The 16,285-nt window shown below is 60.5% G+C and carries 14 protein-coding genes; 9 read left to right on the forward strand and 5 right to left on the reverse strand.

All coding sequences use genetic code 11. From position 1 onward, the window contains the following. The first annotated feature begins 173 nt into the window (after positions 1 to 173). From groL to RAE04_RS07005, 6 genes are all read left to right on the forward strand, one after another. Positions 174 to 1,820, forward strand: coding sequence for a chaperonin GroEL (gene groL, locus RAE04_RS06980; RefSeq protein WP_049377919.1), 1,647 nt, complete (start codon positions 174 to 176; stop codon positions 1,818 to 1,820). Between the two features lie 665 nt (positions 1,821 to 2,485). Continuing rightward, entirely contained in the window at positions 2,486 to 2,659 is a 174-nt protein-coding gene (locus RAE04_RS06985) for a hypothetical protein (protein WP_161798934.1), read from the forward strand. A gap of 35 nt (positions 2,660 to 2,694) precedes the next feature. Beyond that, positions 2,695 to 2,829: a hypothetical protein gene (locus tag RAE04_RS06990; RefSeq protein WP_255632127.1), complete on the forward strand. Its 135-nt coding sequence runs from the start codon at positions 2,695 to 2,697 to the stop codon at positions 2,827 to 2,829. 152 nt (positions 2,830 to 2,981) lie between these two features. Further along, entirely contained in the window at positions 2,982 to 3,881 is a 900-nt protein-coding gene (gene ppk2, locus RAE04_RS06995; protein ID WP_023019951.1) for a polyphosphate kinase 2, read from the forward strand. 276 nt (positions 3,882 to 4,157) lie between these two features. Then, positions 4,158 to 5,300, forward strand: a complete 1,143-nt coding sequence (locus tag RAE04_RS07000) for an alpha/beta hydrolase (RefSeq protein WP_317026878.1) — start codon at positions 4,158 to 4,160, stop codon at positions 5,298 to 5,300. Between the two features lie 106 nt (positions 5,301 to 5,406). Next, positions 5,407 to 7,053 carry a metallophosphoesterase family protein gene (locus tag RAE04_RS07005; RefSeq protein WP_317026879.1) on the forward strand — a complete coding sequence of 549 codons (1,647 nt, stop codon included), beginning with the start codon at positions 5,407 to 5,409 and terminating at the stop codon, positions 7,051 to 7,053. 22 nt (positions 7,054 to 7,075) lie between these two features. Here RAE04_RS07005 and RAE04_RS07010 read toward each other — a convergent pair whose 3' ends face one another. The 5 genes from RAE04_RS07010 to RAE04_RS07030 form a co-directional block, all read right to left on the reverse strand. After that, positions 7,076 to 10,978: a Pls/PosA family non-ribosomal peptide synthetase gene (locus RAE04_RS07010; protein ID WP_317026880.1), complete on the reverse strand. Its 3,903-nt coding sequence runs from the start codon at positions 10,976 to 10,978 to the stop codon at positions 7,076 to 7,078. Continuing rightward, positions 10,979 to 11,437 (reverse strand): MarR family winged helix-turn-helix transcriptional regulator, encoded by a 459-nt coding sequence (locus tag RAE04_RS07015; protein ID WP_317026881.1) that lies wholly within the window; start codon positions 11,435 to 11,437, stop codon positions 10,979 to 10,981. Positions 11,438 to 11,474: 37 nt separating this feature from the next. After that, positions 11,475 to 11,771, reverse strand: a complete 297-nt coding sequence (locus RAE04_RS07020) for a rhodanese-like domain-containing protein (protein WP_239236070.1) — start codon at positions 11,769 to 11,771, stop codon at positions 11,475 to 11,477. A 55-nt stretch (positions 11,772 to 11,826) separates the two neighbouring features. Further along, positions 11,827 to 12,648 (reverse strand): hypothetical protein, encoded by an 822-nt coding sequence (locus RAE04_RS07025; RefSeq protein ID WP_317026882.1) that lies wholly within the window; start codon positions 12,646 to 12,648, stop codon positions 11,827 to 11,829. 256 nt (positions 12,649 to 12,904) lie between these two features. Next, positions 12,905 to 13,393: an inorganic diphosphatase gene (locus tag RAE04_RS07030; RefSeq protein ID WP_251068681.1), complete on the reverse strand. Its 489-nt coding sequence runs from the start codon at positions 13,391 to 13,393 to the stop codon at positions 12,905 to 12,907. Positions 13,394 to 13,460: 67 nt separating this feature from the next. Between RAE04_RS07030 and dacB the strand changes: the two genes are divergently transcribed. From dacB to hpt, 3 genes are read left to right on the forward strand one after another with little or no spacing between them, the layout of a single operon-like run. Further along, positions 13,461 to 14,747: a D-alanyl-D-alanine carboxypeptidase/D-alanyl-D-alanine-endopeptidase gene (dacB, locus tag RAE04_RS07035; RefSeq protein WP_317026883.1), complete on the forward strand. Its 1,287-nt coding sequence runs from the start codon at positions 13,461 to 13,463 to the stop codon at positions 14,745 to 14,747. Continuing rightward, positions 14,737 to 15,684 (forward strand): tRNA lysidine(34) synthetase TilS, encoded by a 948-nt coding sequence (gene tilS, locus RAE04_RS07040; protein ID WP_284811474.1) that lies wholly within the window; start codon positions 14,737 to 14,739, stop codon positions 15,682 to 15,684. Before dacB ends, tilS begins: the two co-directional genes overlap by 11 nt. Positions 15,685 to 15,696: 12 nt before the next feature. Continuing rightward, positions 15,697 to 16,284, forward strand: a complete 588-nt coding sequence (hpt, locus tag RAE04_RS07045) for a hypoxanthine phosphoribosyltransferase (protein ID WP_198492084.1) — start codon at positions 15,697 to 15,699, stop codon at positions 16,282 to 16,284. Position 16,285 lies beyond the last annotated feature (1 nt).

The following is a 16,285-nucleotide window of genomic DNA, read 5'->3' on the forward strand; positions in this document are numbered from 1 at the left end:
GTCGCGGTGGGAGAGTGCCAGAATGGTCGTTAGCACTCGCACAGTATGAGTGCTAGATAAATCTACATCGTTGTGGTTGAGGTTGGTTCACACTCACCAGCCATGCCGTCGCGGGCGTCCGCAGCGAGAAAGACGTGAGTGTCGTCCTCAATAAACCAAGGAGCACAAACACAATGGCAAAGATTATCGCTTTTGATGAAGAGGCCCGCCGCGGCCTTGAGCGCGGCCTAAACACGCTTGCCGACGCCGTCAAGGTCACCCTCGGCCCCAAGGGCCGCAACGTTGTCCTGGAAAAGTCCTGGGGCGCCCCGACCATTACCAATGACGGTGTTTCCATCGCTCGCGAAATCGAGCTCGAGGATGCTTACGAGAAGATCGGCGCCGAGCTGGTCAAGGAAGTTGCTAAGAAGACTGACGACGTCGCAGGCGACGGCACCACCACCGCAACCGTGCTGGCACAGGCTCTAGTACGCGAGGGTCTGCGCAACGTAGCCGCAGGTTCCAACCCAATGGGCATCAAGCGCGGCATCGAGACCGCAACCAAGAAGGTTGTGGACTCCCTGCTGTCTTCCGCCAAGGAAGTAGAAACCCAGGAGCAGATCGCTACCACCGCTGGCATCTCCGCTGCTGACCCGGCCATCGGCGAGAAGATCGCTGAGGCTATGTACACCGTGGGCAACGGCTCCGTAAACAAGGACTCCGTTATCACCGTGGAAGAGTCCAATACCTTTGGTGTTGACCTCGAAGTAACTGAGGGTATGCGCTTTGATAAGGGCTACATCTCCGGCTACTTCGCTACCGATATGGAGCGTCAGGAGGCAGTCCTGGAGGATCCGTACATCCTGCTGGTTTCCTCCAAGATCTCCAACATCAAGGACCTGGTTCCGCTGCTGGAGAAGGTTATGCAGTCCGGCAAGCCGCTGCTCATCATCGCTGAAGATGTTGAGGGCGAGGCCCTATCCACCCTCGTTGTGAACAAGATCCGCGGCACCTTTAAGTCCGTTGCGGTTAAGGCACCGGGCTTCGGCGACCGCCGCAAGGCCACCCTGCAGGACATGGCCATCCTCACCGGCGGCCAGGTTATCTCCGAGGAGGTCGGCCTCTCCCTCGAGACCGCCGAGCTCGAGTACCTGGGCCAGGCACGCAAGGTTGTCGTCACCAAGGACGAGACCACCATCGTTCAGGGTGCTGGTTCCCAGGAGCAGATCGATGGCCGCATCAAGCAGATCCGTGCCGAGATCGAAAGCTCCGATTCCGATTACGACCGCGAGAAGCTGCAGGAGCGCTTGGCTAAGCTCTCCGGCGGCGTTGCTGTCCTCAAGGTCGGTGCCGCTACCGAGGTTGAGCTCAAGGAGCGCAAGCACCGCATTGAGGACGCAGTCCGCAATGCAAAGGCTGCCGTGGAAGAAGGAATCGTTGCCGGCGGCGGCGTAGCACTGCTGCAGGCTGCTGCCGTCCTGGATTCCTTGGATGATCTCAAGGGCGATGAGGCTACTGGCGTCAAGATCGTGCGCGAGGCCCTGTCCGCACCGCTGAAGCAGATTGCACACAACGCTGGTCTGGAGCCGGGTGTTGTGGCAGATAAGGTTGCCTCCCTGCCAGCAGGCGAGGGCCTGAACGCTGCTACCGGTGAGTACGTCAATCTCATGGAGGCTGGCATCAATGATCCGGTCAAGGTCACCCGCTCCGCACTGCAGAATGCTGCATCCATTGCAGCTTTGTTCCTGACCACCGAGGCTGTCGTCGCCGATAAGCCTGAGCCGGCCGGCGCCAACAACGGCATGCCGGATGCTGACGCCATGGGCGGCATGGGCTTCTAGGTCCCGAAAGGGAGGTATTAGGGCACTTTTAGAGCCCTCTAGCCCCTTCTGAGCGCCCCGTTTCTGTGCTTTTGAGCGCATGAAGCGGGGCGCTTCGGCGTGTCTGCAGCACTTTGGTTAATTAATGCGATATGGCAGCACTGCTTTACGGAAAGGTTTTCCGAAAATCGCTCGTCATAGACGGTTTCGATTTGGTCCTTAATGCAAAGAAAACTCAGGCAATCCACCGCGGAAAGTGGTGTGACAATCGCCGCCACAACTTTTAACACGCGAACCATGCGCCCCATTGACCCCGTATAGGGGTAACTGAAGGGGCGGAAATTAAAAAAGTTTTTCGCTCTCAGGGGGTGGGTTTTGCGCCTACCTATCGTTCGTTACACCGGAAAGCGTTACAGTGTTAAGTCCTATTTAGCTTAGCTATATAAAGTGTGAAATAAAAGCCCAGTTCAGCGGGCTTTCAATTAAGGTAAAAATATTTAACGACTGCTATAAGGTATAAACTTATCCTTATTAAGTTGCCTGCGTATCGGGATATCTATGCAAATTTGACTTGATTTCGTTCAAACTTGTGCCAAAATATCTCTTGTGACGCCCACTGAGGGTGTCTGCAAACTGCAAACCCCTCCGGGGCAAGATAGCTTCGGATCTATTTTAGGAGTTCAAACATGGATCTCTCCACCATCCAGATGCACCTGGACAACTTCGTCAACACCTGGGAAGGCTGGCACAAGGTTGTCGAGGGTCTGTCCAACTGGGCTGGCATTGCTAATGCTTTCGACTCTTTCAAGACCTCCCTTGAGGTAGTTGACGCAGCTCTTCCGGCTCTCAGCTCCAACTAATTCAACCAGCTCTAATTTTCTAAGGAGACACTAAAATGGAGAACCTTTCCTCTACTCTGAACTTTGCTTTCGACATCTTCGGTGGCCTGTTCAATGCTGCTTACACCCTCATTGAGCCGCTGACCGAGGTTGCTAAGGGTGCTTCCCAGCTGATCGGTATGTTCGCATAAGAACTACTTCAGCTCTGAGCTTTAAAGCTCACTGAAGCAAGAAGGCCTGCCATTTTGGTAGGCCTTCTTTTTTGTTTTGTGGACCATTCCGTGCAGGGGTAAAAGCGAAAATTTAGCGCGCTAGATGTCTATATTCGGGTTACACTTAATGCATGGCTGATATTAAAGACGACGACCTTCCCGAGATCGACCTGGCAAAAACTGACGGCTACGTCGTCGATGGAACTGATGAGGATGATCCTTCGCTGATCATGCCGGACGGTTCCCCGGTTCAGACTTGGCGTGAAAATTATCCTTACGATGAACGTATGACTCGCGATGAGTACGAGTCCGTTAAGCGCGCGCTGCAGATTGAGTTGCTGAAGTGGCAGAACTGGACCAAGGAAACTGGCCAGCGCCACATCATTATCTTTGAGGGTCGCGATGCGGCCGGCAAGGGTGGCACCATCAAGCGCTTTAATGAGCACCTGAACCCGCGTGGTGCTCGCACCGTGGCATTGGAGAAGCCGTCGCCGCGTGAGTCCACCTCGTGGTATTTCCAGCGCTATATTGAACACTTCCCAGCCGGTGGCGAAATCGTCTTTTTTGACCGCTCTTGGTACAACCGCTCCGGTGTGGAGCGCGTGATGGGCTTTTGTACCGAAAGCCAGCACGCGGAGTTCCTCCGCGAGGTTCCGATGCTGGAGAACATGATTCTGGGTTCGGGTATCTCCTTGACCAAGTTGTGGTTCTCGGTTACCCGTAAGGAGCAGCGCACCCGCTTCGCCATTCGCCAGATCGACCCGGTGCGCCAGTGGAAGCTATCCCCGATGGACTTGGCTTCACTGGATAAGTGGGATGACTACACCCGTGCGAAGGAAGAGCAGTTCCGCTACACGGATACGGAAGAGTCGCCGTGGATCACCATTAAGTCCAACGACAAAAAGCGTGCCCGTATTAATGCGATGCGCTACGTACTGTCCAAGTTCGAGTACACGAACAAGGACCACGAGCTGGTGGGCGAGGTTGATGAGAACATCGTGAAGCGTGGTCGCGACCAGATTGGTGACTAGGTTGAGCTAAATTAGCCGCACATTAGGCGGGAAACTCGGTAAGTCCGGGTTTCCCGCTTTTTGTTTTAGGGGTACCAAAAGGGGGTAAATGGAGAGGAATAGTTTCCCGGAAATTTGGGGATTTTAAAGGGCTATTTCCGTGCGGTTATGTTACGGAAACGTAGGTAGCATTGTCGAAAACTATTTGTGGTCTCCGTCTCAGAATATTTAGCATCACTGTTATCTCAATCTCATCTGGGAAATGATTATGCGTTACAACACCAAGAGGAGACAGTGATGATGAAGAAGCATTTAACCGCTTGCTTGACGGCGGCTGCTGTCATGGCGGCACCAGTGGCGGTATCCGGAACGCTTACAGTAGGCGCGGGCGCCCAAGAGGCACCGGCGCCAGCGGCAGACCAGAAACCAGATGTATTGGGGCGCCCGACCGTCTCTGACAAGCAGGTATCCGATGAGGAGGGCTACTTCGACAGCGCTCACGGCGAGGGCGTCAAGATCTACTACCGCAAGCAGAAGGTGGCCAACCCACGCGGTGCGGTGGTTCTTGCGCACGGTGTTTCTGAACACTCGGGGCGATATGATTACGTCGCCAAGCGCCTGCTGGATGCGGGCTACAACGTCTACCGTGTAGACCACCGCGGGCACGGCAAGTCCGCTGGCGGCAGCGTGCCTCTGGGGCACATCGATAATTTCCAGTACATCCTCGATGATTTTGACCATGTGGTGGACATGGCCAAGGAGGAAAATCAGGGAGTAAAGACCTTCCTGCTGGGCCACTCGATGGGCTCGCTGACCGTGGAGGCCTATGGCATCCGTGAGCCGGGCAAGGTCGATGGCATCATTACCAACGGTGGCGGGGCGCCGCTGAACCTTTCGGGCAAAAATGTGGCCGGAAAGAATATCACCCCGGATGATATTTCGGAGACCCAGAAGAAGCTGGATCCCACCATCTTTGAGCGCTTGCCGCTAGCCCAGCTCACCAGCTTTAACGCGCACTATGCGCAGAACCTGATTCCGCACCGCACTGAAATCGGCGCACAATCGCCGGAGTGGAGCAAGGACATTAAGTTCTCTAATCCGTTTACGGATGGCATCTCCACTAACCAAGCGGTGAAAGACGAGTATGCCTCGAGCCCGCTCATCGCGCAGAAGACCAGCGCAGGTACCGCTCTGCAGCTGGCGGCGATTGCAAACTATGACGCCGTCAATGCGGACCTCTTCACCGCACCGACGCTCATCATGCACGGCACCAAAGACGGCATCGTTCCGCCGTACTTCTCCCAGGATTGGTATAACTCCATCTCCTCCAAGGACGTGGAGTACGTGACCTGGGAGGGGCAGAAGCACGAGGTTTTTAATGAGCCTGCTGCCGATCAGGCTCTCGATACCGTCGTGGACTGGCTAGACCGTCACGCCTAAATTCACGCTGAACTCAAAGCGAGGACTCTTGGCAGGCATGTAGTGCTTGCCAAGAGTTTACGTATATGTAACCGTGTCGTTGCCCAGGCCGGATAGAAATTGAATTATGAAAAATAAACTCTGTGCTTTCTCATCTGTCCTGGCGCTCACCGGAATGGTGGGCGCGCCCGTTGCAGCGGCCCAGTCCTCGCTTCCGGGTTCCTCCTTTGGTTCTTCTTTGGATTCGTCGTTGGGCTCTTCCTGGGGGTCCTCCCAGGGCTCGTCCGAGGGGTCCTCGGCGGGAGACGATGTGCAGCCGGGGGAAGGCACAGAATCGCGCGTGCTGTGGCAGGAAAGCTTCGACGGGGTGGATACCCCGGCATGGTTTACCCACCACGCGCCGGAGGGGTGGAAGACCGACGTGCAGGGCGTGGACTCGGGCGAGGCCCGCTGGAAGGGCTGGACCTTTGGCGATATGCGCCACTGGACTTGGGCGTCCGGTACCGATATGCGCCACTACTTCACCCAAGCGCATGACACCTTCGCCATCATCGACAACAAGCAGCAGCGCTTGGCCGAGGGCGATTCCATGACCGCCAAGTTGGAAAGCCCGGCTATCCCTGTAGCGGGGCAGGAGCGGGTGAATTTGGAATTCGACCACCATTACCGCCAGGGCAAGGACGGGCAAAATGCCACGGTGACTGTCTCCTTCGATGGTGGGGAAGCCCAGGAAATCGCCGTCTTTGATAAGGATGTCTTCTCCAAGCATGAGTCCATTGGCGTGGACGTGCCGGCTGGCGCGAAGAATATGCAGGTTAGCTTCAGCTACAACAACGGCAATGATGACTGGTGGTGGGCGGTGGATAACGTGGGCGTCGTCAAGCCGCTGGGTGAGCTCAAAGGCTCGCCGCAGGCTACCGTGGACGTGCTTTCCGACGTCCAGGGTGACCCCCAAGACTACAAAGACGCGGTCCGCCAGTTGAACGGTATGGAGGACAAGGCCGGGGCGCTGGTGCTCAACGGCGACCTCGTCGATGATGGCTCGCAGCAGCAGTGGGATGATTTCTTGGCTGCGCACAGCGAGGTGCCGCACGATTCGGGCAAGGAATTGTGGACCATCGGCAACCACGAAATGTATGGCAAGGAAGGATCTGAGACGTACCTCGAGCGCTTCCTCAAATACTCCGGCCAGGATAAACCGTGGAAGGAAGAGGTAGTTGACGGAGTGCCACTGATTTCGGTGAATACCGAGTTTTATTCCGATATTCTGCGCCACGGCAAGGAGCCGTTCCAGCGCATCAGCAAGGAGCAGCTCGATTGGCTAGATGAGCGCCTGGCTTATTGGGATGCTAAGGGCACTCCGGCGTTGGTCTTTAGTCATCCTCTTTTGCCGCAGACGGTATCGATGTCGCATTCGGCGTGGTACCAGAATGACTTTGAGGACCTCGAGGCGCTATCCAATGTGGTTAATAAATACAACAACATCGTGTGGTTTAGCAGCCACAGCCATTCCTCGCTGCACCAAAATAACTGGTGGGGAACCCGCCGCTACGACGGTACCGGTGAGGCTGGCCGCACCGGCTTCCCGGTGGTCAACACCGGCGCCATCCTCAATGAGTACCTGCCGGATGGCGATAATGACGAGAAAATCGTCAAGGAAAAGGAAGAGGCCTCCACCGGACTGCGGGTCAAGGTCTTTGTTGACCGTGTCCGGGTGGAGGCCTGGGACTTCAAGTCCGGCGAAATGATTAAGTATCAGGACTTCGCGCGGTAGGGCGCAGGTTACTGCCGGCGGCCTAGCGCTTCCACGGCTCGATGGGGTTGCCCTGCCATACGGCGTTGGTGGGAACGCGGTCGCCGCGCATAACCAGCGAGCCGGGGCCTACGGTGGAGGCCTTGCCAATCAGTGAGGCAGGCAGCGCCACCGAATGGGAGGCCAGTGTAGATCCGGCTTCGACGGTGACGGTATCCAGGCTCATCACGCGGTCCTGGAAAAGGTGGGTTTGCACCACGGTGCCAGGGCCCACGGTGGCGGCCTCACCGATGCGGATGAGGTCCGTTTCCGGGAACCAGTAGGAATCGATCCACGCACCACGGCCGATTTCCACGCCGAGGGCGCGCAGCCCCAGGTTGATCTCGCCGGAGCCGTAGGTGTGCTGGAAGAACCACGGCGCGGCGACGACCTCCACGAAGGTATCCTGCAGCTCATTGAGCCAGACAAAGGCGGACCACAGTGGGTGGTCGGCCGCGCGGTGCTTGCCCACGCAGATCCACTTCACCGCGACGGTGACGGCCATGGCCACCGCACCCATGCCCATGAGCACGAGGCCGGAGAGGAGCCAGGTGAGGGGGAAGCCGAGGGAGTCGAGAAGCAAGTTGTAGACGCTGAGGGTTGCCGCGAGCAGCATGGCAGAAAACATCGGTGCCAAAAGGCGCATGGTTTCCACCACGCCGCGGGCGGCCTTGACGGCAAAGCCCGGGTTATAGGTCAGCGCCTCACCCGAGTTGGCGGGGGAGTCCACCTCCACGGTCACGCGGCGCATGCGCTCTGGTGGCGCACCCCACCAGTTGGCGCCGGCCTTCGTCTTTTTCGGGGTAGAAGAAAGCACGGCAACCAGCGAGTTCTTGGATAGCTTGCGGCCGGGTGCGGTGATGCCGGAGTTGCCCACGAAGGAGCGCTTGCCCACCTTGGTCTCGCCGGTGCGCATCCAGCCGCCGCCGAGCTCGTAGCCGCCGATCATGGTGTCATCGGCCAGGAAGGCGCCCTCTTTGACCTCGGTGAGCTTGGGGATCATCACCGCGGTGGAGATTTCCACGTTGGCGCCAATCTCCGCGCCGAGCGAGCGCAGCCATGCTGGGGTCAGCTGGGAGGCATAGAGCGGAAAGAGCTTGGTGCGAGCCTCGTCCATGAGGCGCTCGATGGCCCACAGGCGCCAGCCCGTGACCGAGCGCACGGGTGCTACGCTTGGGCTAATACCCAGCGAGAGAATGCGCACGCCCAGCCAGGTCTGCAGCATATAGGTGGCAAAGGCCGCCAGCGCGCCGACGGGCGCGAAGAAGATCGCGCCGACGAAGCTATCGCCGCCCGTGGAATGCACAAGGGCGAGGACGATGGCCGCGCCTATCGCCAGCGCAACAACCGGCTGGATGGCGAGGAGGACGGAGGTGGCGTCATAAATAGCCACCCACCACGGCCGGCGCTTTGGCGTATGGGACGGGAAGCGGTGCTTGGAGCGGCCCACCTTCTTGGCAGGTGAGCCCGACCAGCGCTGGCCGTCCTTGATTTTCTTGCGGCCGGTAACGGTGGAACCGGCCTCCACGTGGGCATACTTGCCCACCACGGTGCCAGGCAGCAGCGTGGAGCGCGCGCCCACGCGAGCGCCTTCCTTGACGTCGATGGTGCCCACATGCAAGATATCGCCGTCCAGCCAATAACCGGAAAGGTCCACTTCGGGCTCGATGGCGGCGTGCTTGCCCAGCGTGAGCATGCCGGTAACCGGCGGCAGGGAGTGCAGATCCACGCCGCGCTTGACTTTGACGCCGAGCGCGCGGGCGTAGTTATTCACGCGCGTGGCACCGGCCAGGGAGCTCGCGCCGGAGGCATTAGCCCAGCGCTCGGCCGCCCAGATGCGCAGGTGCGTCGAACCGCCGCGCGGGTAATCGCCCGGCTTGATGCCGGCCGTAATAAGACGCGCGCCGTAGCCGCCGATGGGGATGCGGCCGATTGGGGTGACAAAGACGATGAGCATGGCAATGACCAGCCACCACGGGAAAGCAGTGGCCCACTCGAAACCCAGCGATGCCGCCACGGTGGAACCCAACATGAGCCAGGCCAGCCAGCTGGATGCGGCCAGCGTCATGACGGGGATCTGAATCAGGGTCTGGGCGAGGCGGGTGCCGAAGTCGACCTTGGTGACCTCGCGCATGGGGACGTCAGCAGCCGCGGGGCGCGGCTCGGCACCGGCGATGAGCTCGGCCAGCGAACCCAAGCGCGGGTGGTCGTAGAGGTCGCGCACCGCCACGTTGGGGTAGCGCTCTCTGATATGACCCACGAGGGTCGCGGCCGCCAACGAGGTGCCGCCAAGCGAGAAGAAATCGGCGTTCTCGTCCTCCACCGACACGCCGAGCGTTTCTACCCACAGTTCCGCGAGCCACTTCTCAGTCTCGGTCAGCGTGGTTGATTCCACGCCCACTCCAGGCAGCGGCCATGGCAGGGCTTTCTTATCCACCTTGCCGGAGGTACGCACCGGCAGCTCTTCCATCACACAGATGCGCGGGACGAGCGCGGCCGGCATGGTATCGGCCAGGCGAGCGTGCGCGGCCTCATGATCGAAGCCCTTGGCCTCATCCTCGAGGGAAACATAGCCCACCAGAACGGACTCGCCGCCCGGGGTCTTTTGCACGGCCACGGCCGAGTTATAGACGTTATCCAGCGCTGCGACGTTCGCTTCAACCTCGCCGAGCTCAATGCGACGCCCACCAATCTTCACCTGGTCATCCACGCGGCCGACGAAGTACAGTCCGTCTTCCTCCAGGCGCACGTGGTCACCGGTGCGATACGCACGCTGCCAGCCCATCGACTCCAGCGGGGCGTACTTTTCCGCGTCCTTGGCCGGATCCAGGTAGGACGCCAGTCCCACGCCGCCAATCACCAGCTCGCCGACGCCGCCCATTTCCACAGGCATGCTCTGCTTATCGACGACCACCAGGTCCCACCCATTCAACGGCAAGCCAATGGACACCGGCCGGCCGGGCAGCATCTGCTGCGCACAGGCGACGACGGTGGCCTCGGTAGGGCCGTAGGTATTCCACATCTCGCGGTCCTCGGTGGCCAGGCGGTCTACCAGTTCCTGCGAGCAGGCTTCGCCACCGACGATAAGCAGGCGGATATTATCCAGCGCCTCGGCCGGCCACAGGCCCGCCAGGGTAGGCACGGTGGACACGACGGTGATATCGCGGCGGATGAGCCACGGACCCAAATCCATGCCGGAGCGCACCAGGGATCGCGGCGCCGGGACCAAGCAGCCACCGTGGCCCCAGGCCAGCCACATTTCCTCGCAGGAGGCATCGAAGGCGACGGACAGCCCGGCGAGCACGCGATCCTCCGGGCCGAGCGGCCCGTGCGGGTGGTTTACCAAAAAGAGGCTGGCCTCGGCATCCACGAAGGCAGCCGCGGAACGGTGGCTCACGGCCACGCCCTTCGGCTTGCCAGTAGAACCGGAGGTGAAGATGATCCACGCGGTGTCTTCTGGGAGCGGGGCATTGGACTCCTCGGCTGGGGCGTCCGGGCGCGCGGAATCGCGCAGGAAGCGGAAGCCCTCGTCCGTAAAGACGCCATCGATATCGGCCTCGCCGAAGACCATCTCAGCGCGCTCGTCTGGGTCGTCGGCGTCGACAGGCACGTAGGCCGCGCCCGCCGCCAGGGTCGCCAAAATGGCGAGGTAGAGCTCGCGCTTGCCGGAGGTCATCCGGATGCCGATGCGATCGCCTCGGCGGACGCCATTGGCGTGCAGCTCGGCGGCCCACAGCTCGACCTCGTGGATGAGCTCGGAGTAGGTGATGATCTCGCCGTCGTCAAGCGCGGCGGCGTCTGGATGCATTTCCGCGGTGGCCGTGATGATGTCCCACAGCGTGCGCGGCTGCGGCGCCGCGCTACCTAGAAGGTACTGCTGCGGGACGAACGATTCGGGTCCTGCCATTTATGCCTCTTCTTCGTCCGCAGCAATGATGGACTTGGCCAACTTACGCAGGTGCTTGAGCTGCTTATTGGTGGACTCATCCAAAGCCTCGTCCTCGGCGGCGGAAACAAGCTCCGCCAAGTCCTTGTGGACCTTTGCGCCCTTCTTGGTAGACGCGACGATCTGGCGGCGGCGATCCTTCGGGTCGCGCTCGCGCTTGGCCCAGCCGCGGTCCTCGAGGGCGTCGATAAGACGCACCATGTCAGAAGCGTCAATGGCCAGGGTCTCGGAGAGGTAGGACTGCGACGCGGCATCCGCGTCCACCAGGCAGGTAAGGACCCAGTACTCGCGCAGCGTCGTCTGCTTGGTCTGCAGAGCGGCCTCGACGCCATCGCGGGTGCGGCGGCGGAGGCGCTCCAACTGGAACGACGGGGATTCGAGTAGGGTCGTTGGGATTACAGAATTATTCGTGGAAGACATACCATCATCATAATCCCAAAAGATTGGTTAAGGCCAATTAATCCGTTTCAATAGGAAGCCCGGAAGCCTTCCAATTATCCGTGCCGCCCTCCACATTGATGGTGTCCCAGCCCAGCGCATGCTCCAAATACTGGCAGACCTGCATGCTGCGGCCGCCTGCGTGGCAAATGACGTAGATATCCTTGTCCGGATCGATTTCCTGGATGCGACCCGTAATCTCGCTCATTGGGATATGGGTCGCGCCCTTCGCGCGCTCCACCGCCCACTCGTCATTCTCGCGGACATCAATGAGCTGTGCGCCTTCTGGTACTTCAGTTGGTTGAACGTTTTTCATGCCATTCACCTTAGTTACTAGCGCGCTTGTGGATCGGCCGACCGGTGGCCTTGTGCTAATGCTGGAACCGCCAGTAGTGGTGCCACTGCCACGGTGGGTTTATATGCTCGCCCTTCCCCCGAACAATGGCGAGTACCTGGTTTACGGCTACGTCGAGGTGGTGCTCGATTGTGGCGGCGGTGAAGTGGAGGGGTTTGTAGCCTCTTTGGACGGCGTCGTTAAGCTTCTGGCGGTCAATTTCGAATCGTTGCCGGTTCTCGCCCTGGTGGTAGGCGTAGCCGTCGACCTCGATGGCCAGCTTGTGCTCCTCCAAGAGTAAGTCCCAGCGGTACGGGCCAATGTATTTGTTGTTGTGCACGGTGACATGGGGCCGAAGCGCGCGGGTGAGGTTGCGCTCGGGGACGCTATCAGCGCCGAGGATGGTGTTTTCCAGTACGCGCCGGGTGTGCTGCGGAAAGCGCTGGAAGTCGAGCATGTGGCCTTCCATCTGGGAAGCGCCGTACCGGCCGGCAAAGTAGGCTTCAAGGAACGCGACGGCGTCTTCCTCTGCCATGATTTCTGTGGCCTGCAGTGGATTGCACACGTTAATGCCATTGAGCTGGCCCAGCGCCTTCGGACGGGCGCGGCGGCTGCGGAAGTACGGGCTGGAGGCCATCGTTCCCGCGCGCAGGAAATGGAGTGGGAAACTTAAAGCGTGGCCGAGGTAGTGGTGGGCGCACGAGTAGCCGTCGAGCGCCGAATCGGGCCAGCGGCGGGAGACGATTTCCGCCAGTTCGCGCGGCGAGGGCTTCCGTTCGGCATAGAGGCCGTGGCAGATTTTCACGGCTTGGTTGTCGATAGCGCGGCGCGCGGCCGTGCGCGTGGTGAAGATTCTCATGCGCCCACCCCTAGGCGTTCATTTCGATCATTTAGGCCCCCGAGGCCGGTGGTTTCGGCCTGCTATGTGATCGAATTGTACTGCGGGGACGGGATTGTGTCGCGGGGAGGGCCTTGCGGGTGTGAAAAAGACAAAAAGGGGGCGTTTCGATCAAATACGACCTTGAAAACCGCCGCTTACGCAGTGCTATTTGATCGAAACGCCTTAAGGGGAGCCCACGCCTTAAGGGGAGCCCGCGGGCCCGCGCCCAGAAATCTTACTTGAAGCGAGCCTTTGCCTCGTCGAGGATCTTCTCTGCCTCGGCCTTGTCGCCCCAGCCGGAGCCGGTGACTTCCTTGTTCGGCTCCAGGTCCTTGTAGTGGACGAAGAAGTGCTCGATTTCGTCCTTGATGTGCTGCTCCACATCGTCGATGTCCTGGTAGCGCTCCCAGCGCGGGTCATCGATGACGGCGAGCAGCTTGTCGTCGCCGCCGGCCTCGTCGGTCATCTTGAAGACGCCGACGATGCGGGCCTCAACGACTACGCCCGGGAAGACCGGCTCCGGCAGGATGACCAGGGCGTCGAGCGGGTCGCCGTCCTCGCCCAGGGTGTGGTCGATGAAGCCGTAGTCAGCCGGGTAAGCCATCGGGGTGAACAGGTAACGGTCGAGGTAGACCTTGCCGGACTCGTGGTCAACCTCGTACTTGTTGCGGGAGCCCTTCGGGATTTCAATGGTTACTTCAACGCTCACAGCGATGTCCTCCATGGGGGATTGGGTATCAATTACTGCCCATAGTCTAGCGCGTTGCGGATTCGCGCTAGGGTTAAAGGCAATGAAAGCAAAGCATGTTTGGTGGTCAGCGACCGCGCTCGTGGTAGCGGCAGCGGTCGGAGGTACGGCTGCGCTGGGCGTTACCCTTCAGCGCGAATACGGCGATCTCTCGCACGGAGAGGCGCAGACGGTCGAGGCTCCTGAGGAGCCGTTGAGCGCAGTAGAGCCGGGCGAGGCAAACCTGGATGCGCTGAGGGCGAAGCTGGATGAGCTCGCTAAGAATAAGGACCTCGCCACTTTCGGCGGCGAGGTGATCGATACCGAAACCGGTGACGTAGTGTGGCAGCGCGAGGCGGATAAGCGGCTTACCCCGGCCTCGTCCACGAAGGTCCTCACCACTGCGGCAGCGACGTTAGCGCTGGATGAGAATGAGAAAATCACCACCAAGGTCTACCGCGGGTCGAACGAAAAGAACGTGGTCATCAAGGCCGCGGGTGATGTGTGGATGACGCACGAACAGCTCGATGACTTAGCTGAGCAGATTTCGAAGAACGTCGAACAGGTCGATGGTGTCTACATCGATACCTCCGTGTGGTCCGGCGAGGCGCAGGCCCCGGGCTGGGATCCGGAAAACGTGGACGGCGGCTTCGTCGCGCCGATGGAACCGGCCATGCTCTACGGCGGTCGCCTGGGCGCGACGACGGGGGATGTGCCGAGGAGTCATGAGCCTGCTTTGGACGTCGCTAAGCAGCTAGGCGATCGCCTCGGCGCGGGCAAGGTAGGCATGGGCTCCGTCGCGGAGAATGCACAGGAGGTGGCGAGCGTGGATTCGCCGCCGCTAGCGGACCGCGCCCGGGAGATGGTGCGCCACTCGGATAACGTCATGGCCGAGGCCATTGCGCGTGAGCTGGCGGTTTCCCGGGGCAAGGAGGCCAGCTTTGAAGGCGATACGCAGGCCACGCTGGATGTCCTGCGGGAAGAGGGCTTCGACGTCGACGGCGTGGATATTAAGGATAATTCCGGGCTATCGGTGGACAATCGGCTCACCGCCGGGCTGTTGACGCAGCTCATTAATGGCGCGGTCAATGATCCGCGCCTGCGCCCGCTGGTGTCTTACCTCCCAGTAGCCGGCGGTGATGGCACCTTGTACGAGCGCTACGGGGATTCCGCGGCCAAGGGCTATGTGCGCGCCAAGACGGGCACGCTGACTGGGGTCTCCGCCCTGGCCGGCACCGCGCAGGGTAATTCCGGGCGCGTGTATGCCTTTGCCTTCCTTGTGAATGACGGCGATATCTTGGCCGCCCGCAAGGCTCAAGACGCGTTGGCTTCTGCACTGCATGAGTTCTAAAAAGCCCTTTTGGCCGCGGGTTTCGCCGCACTTTCTAACGTGTCGGCGCGGCGTGCGCGCCGCCGCCCTCGACCACGCGGTGGCCGTTGGGCTATCCGGAGGCGCGGACTCGCTGGCGCTTATGGCCGCGCTCGTGGCGGAGGGTCACGATGTGCTCGCGCTGTGTGTGGACCACGGGTTGCAGGACGGCTCGCGGGCGCAGGCCGAGCGCGCGGCCGAACAGGCGCGAAAGCTAGGCGCGCGAGCGCGAGTGCTGAACGTTGAGGCCGGCGCAACGGGCCAGAAGTCGATGGAGGCGGCCGCGCGGGTAGCGCGGTATCGAGCACTGGCCGCCGCGTGCGCGGACGAAGGATTAGAGGTTGCCGTTGCGCATACGGCCGATGACCAGGCGGAAACGCTGCTGCTCGGCGCGCTGCGCGGACGAGTGGCGGGCATGAGTGAGCGCAGCGAGGTGGAAGGCGCCCGCGTGGTGCGGCCGCTGCTGAACGTGCGCCGCGCCGATACCGAGGGCGCCTGCGCGGAGCTGGGCCTATCGGCGTGGCAGGACCCGCAGAACGCGGACACCCATTTCCGCCGCGTGGCGCTGCGCCGCGAGGTCATTCCGCAGTTGAGCCGTATCATCGGCGGGGATGCGGTGCCAGCGCTGGCTCAAGCAGCAGGCGATGCGGCGCTTGACGACGCCGCCCTGCGCACCCCACCCACCACGGACTGTGCCGACTTGGCGGCGATGGCAGAACCGCGGCGCCGGCGGGCAATCGCGGCGTGGCTGGTCAGCGAGGGGGTAGAAGTGACAAGGAGGGCAGTGGGAGACGTCGGCAAGCTATGTACCCACTGGCATGGGCAAGGACCGGTGGCCGTGCGATCAGCCCGGCAGGTGGGGCAGAGGTTGGAAGTAGCCCGTATAGGTGGCAAACTGGCACTATTGTCTGGTCATTAAAGGAGCGCACACGTGCACGACAAGAAAGACTTCGCCGTTCCCGCAAACCGCTACGGTGACGATGTAGAAGCAATCCTCATTGGAGAAGAGGAACTGCAAAACCGCGTCCAAGAACTCGCGGATATGGTTTCGGAAAAGTATGCCGACTCTGAGCACGACCTGCTGTTGGTCTGCGTGCTCAAGGGCGCCGCATTCTTCCTCACAGACTTTGCGCGCAAGCTATCCATCCCCTCCGAGCTGGAGTTTATGGCCGTATCCTCCTACGGTGCCTCCACCTCCTCTTCCGGCGTGGTGCGCATTTTGAAGGATTTGGACCGCGATATTGCCGGGCGCAACGTGCTCATCGTGGAAGACATCATCGATTCCGGCCTCACCCTGTCGTGGCTCATCCGCAACCTGGAAGGCCGCAGCCCTGCTTCGCTGAATGTGGTCACCCTGCTGCGCAAGCCCGAAGTAGTCAAGGCTGATATTGATCTGCTGGATGTGGGCTTTGATATCCCGAATGAATTCGTCATCGGCTATGGCTTGGACTATGCGGAACGCTACCGCGATCTCCCCTACGTGGGCACCCTCCACCCCGATGTCTATACCACCAACTAAA

It is taken from the genome of Corynebacterium sp. CTNIH16 (assembly GCF_032821655.1).
GTDB lineage: Bacteria > Actinomycetota > Actinomycetes > Mycobacteriales > Mycobacteriaceae > Corynebacterium > Corynebacterium marquesiae.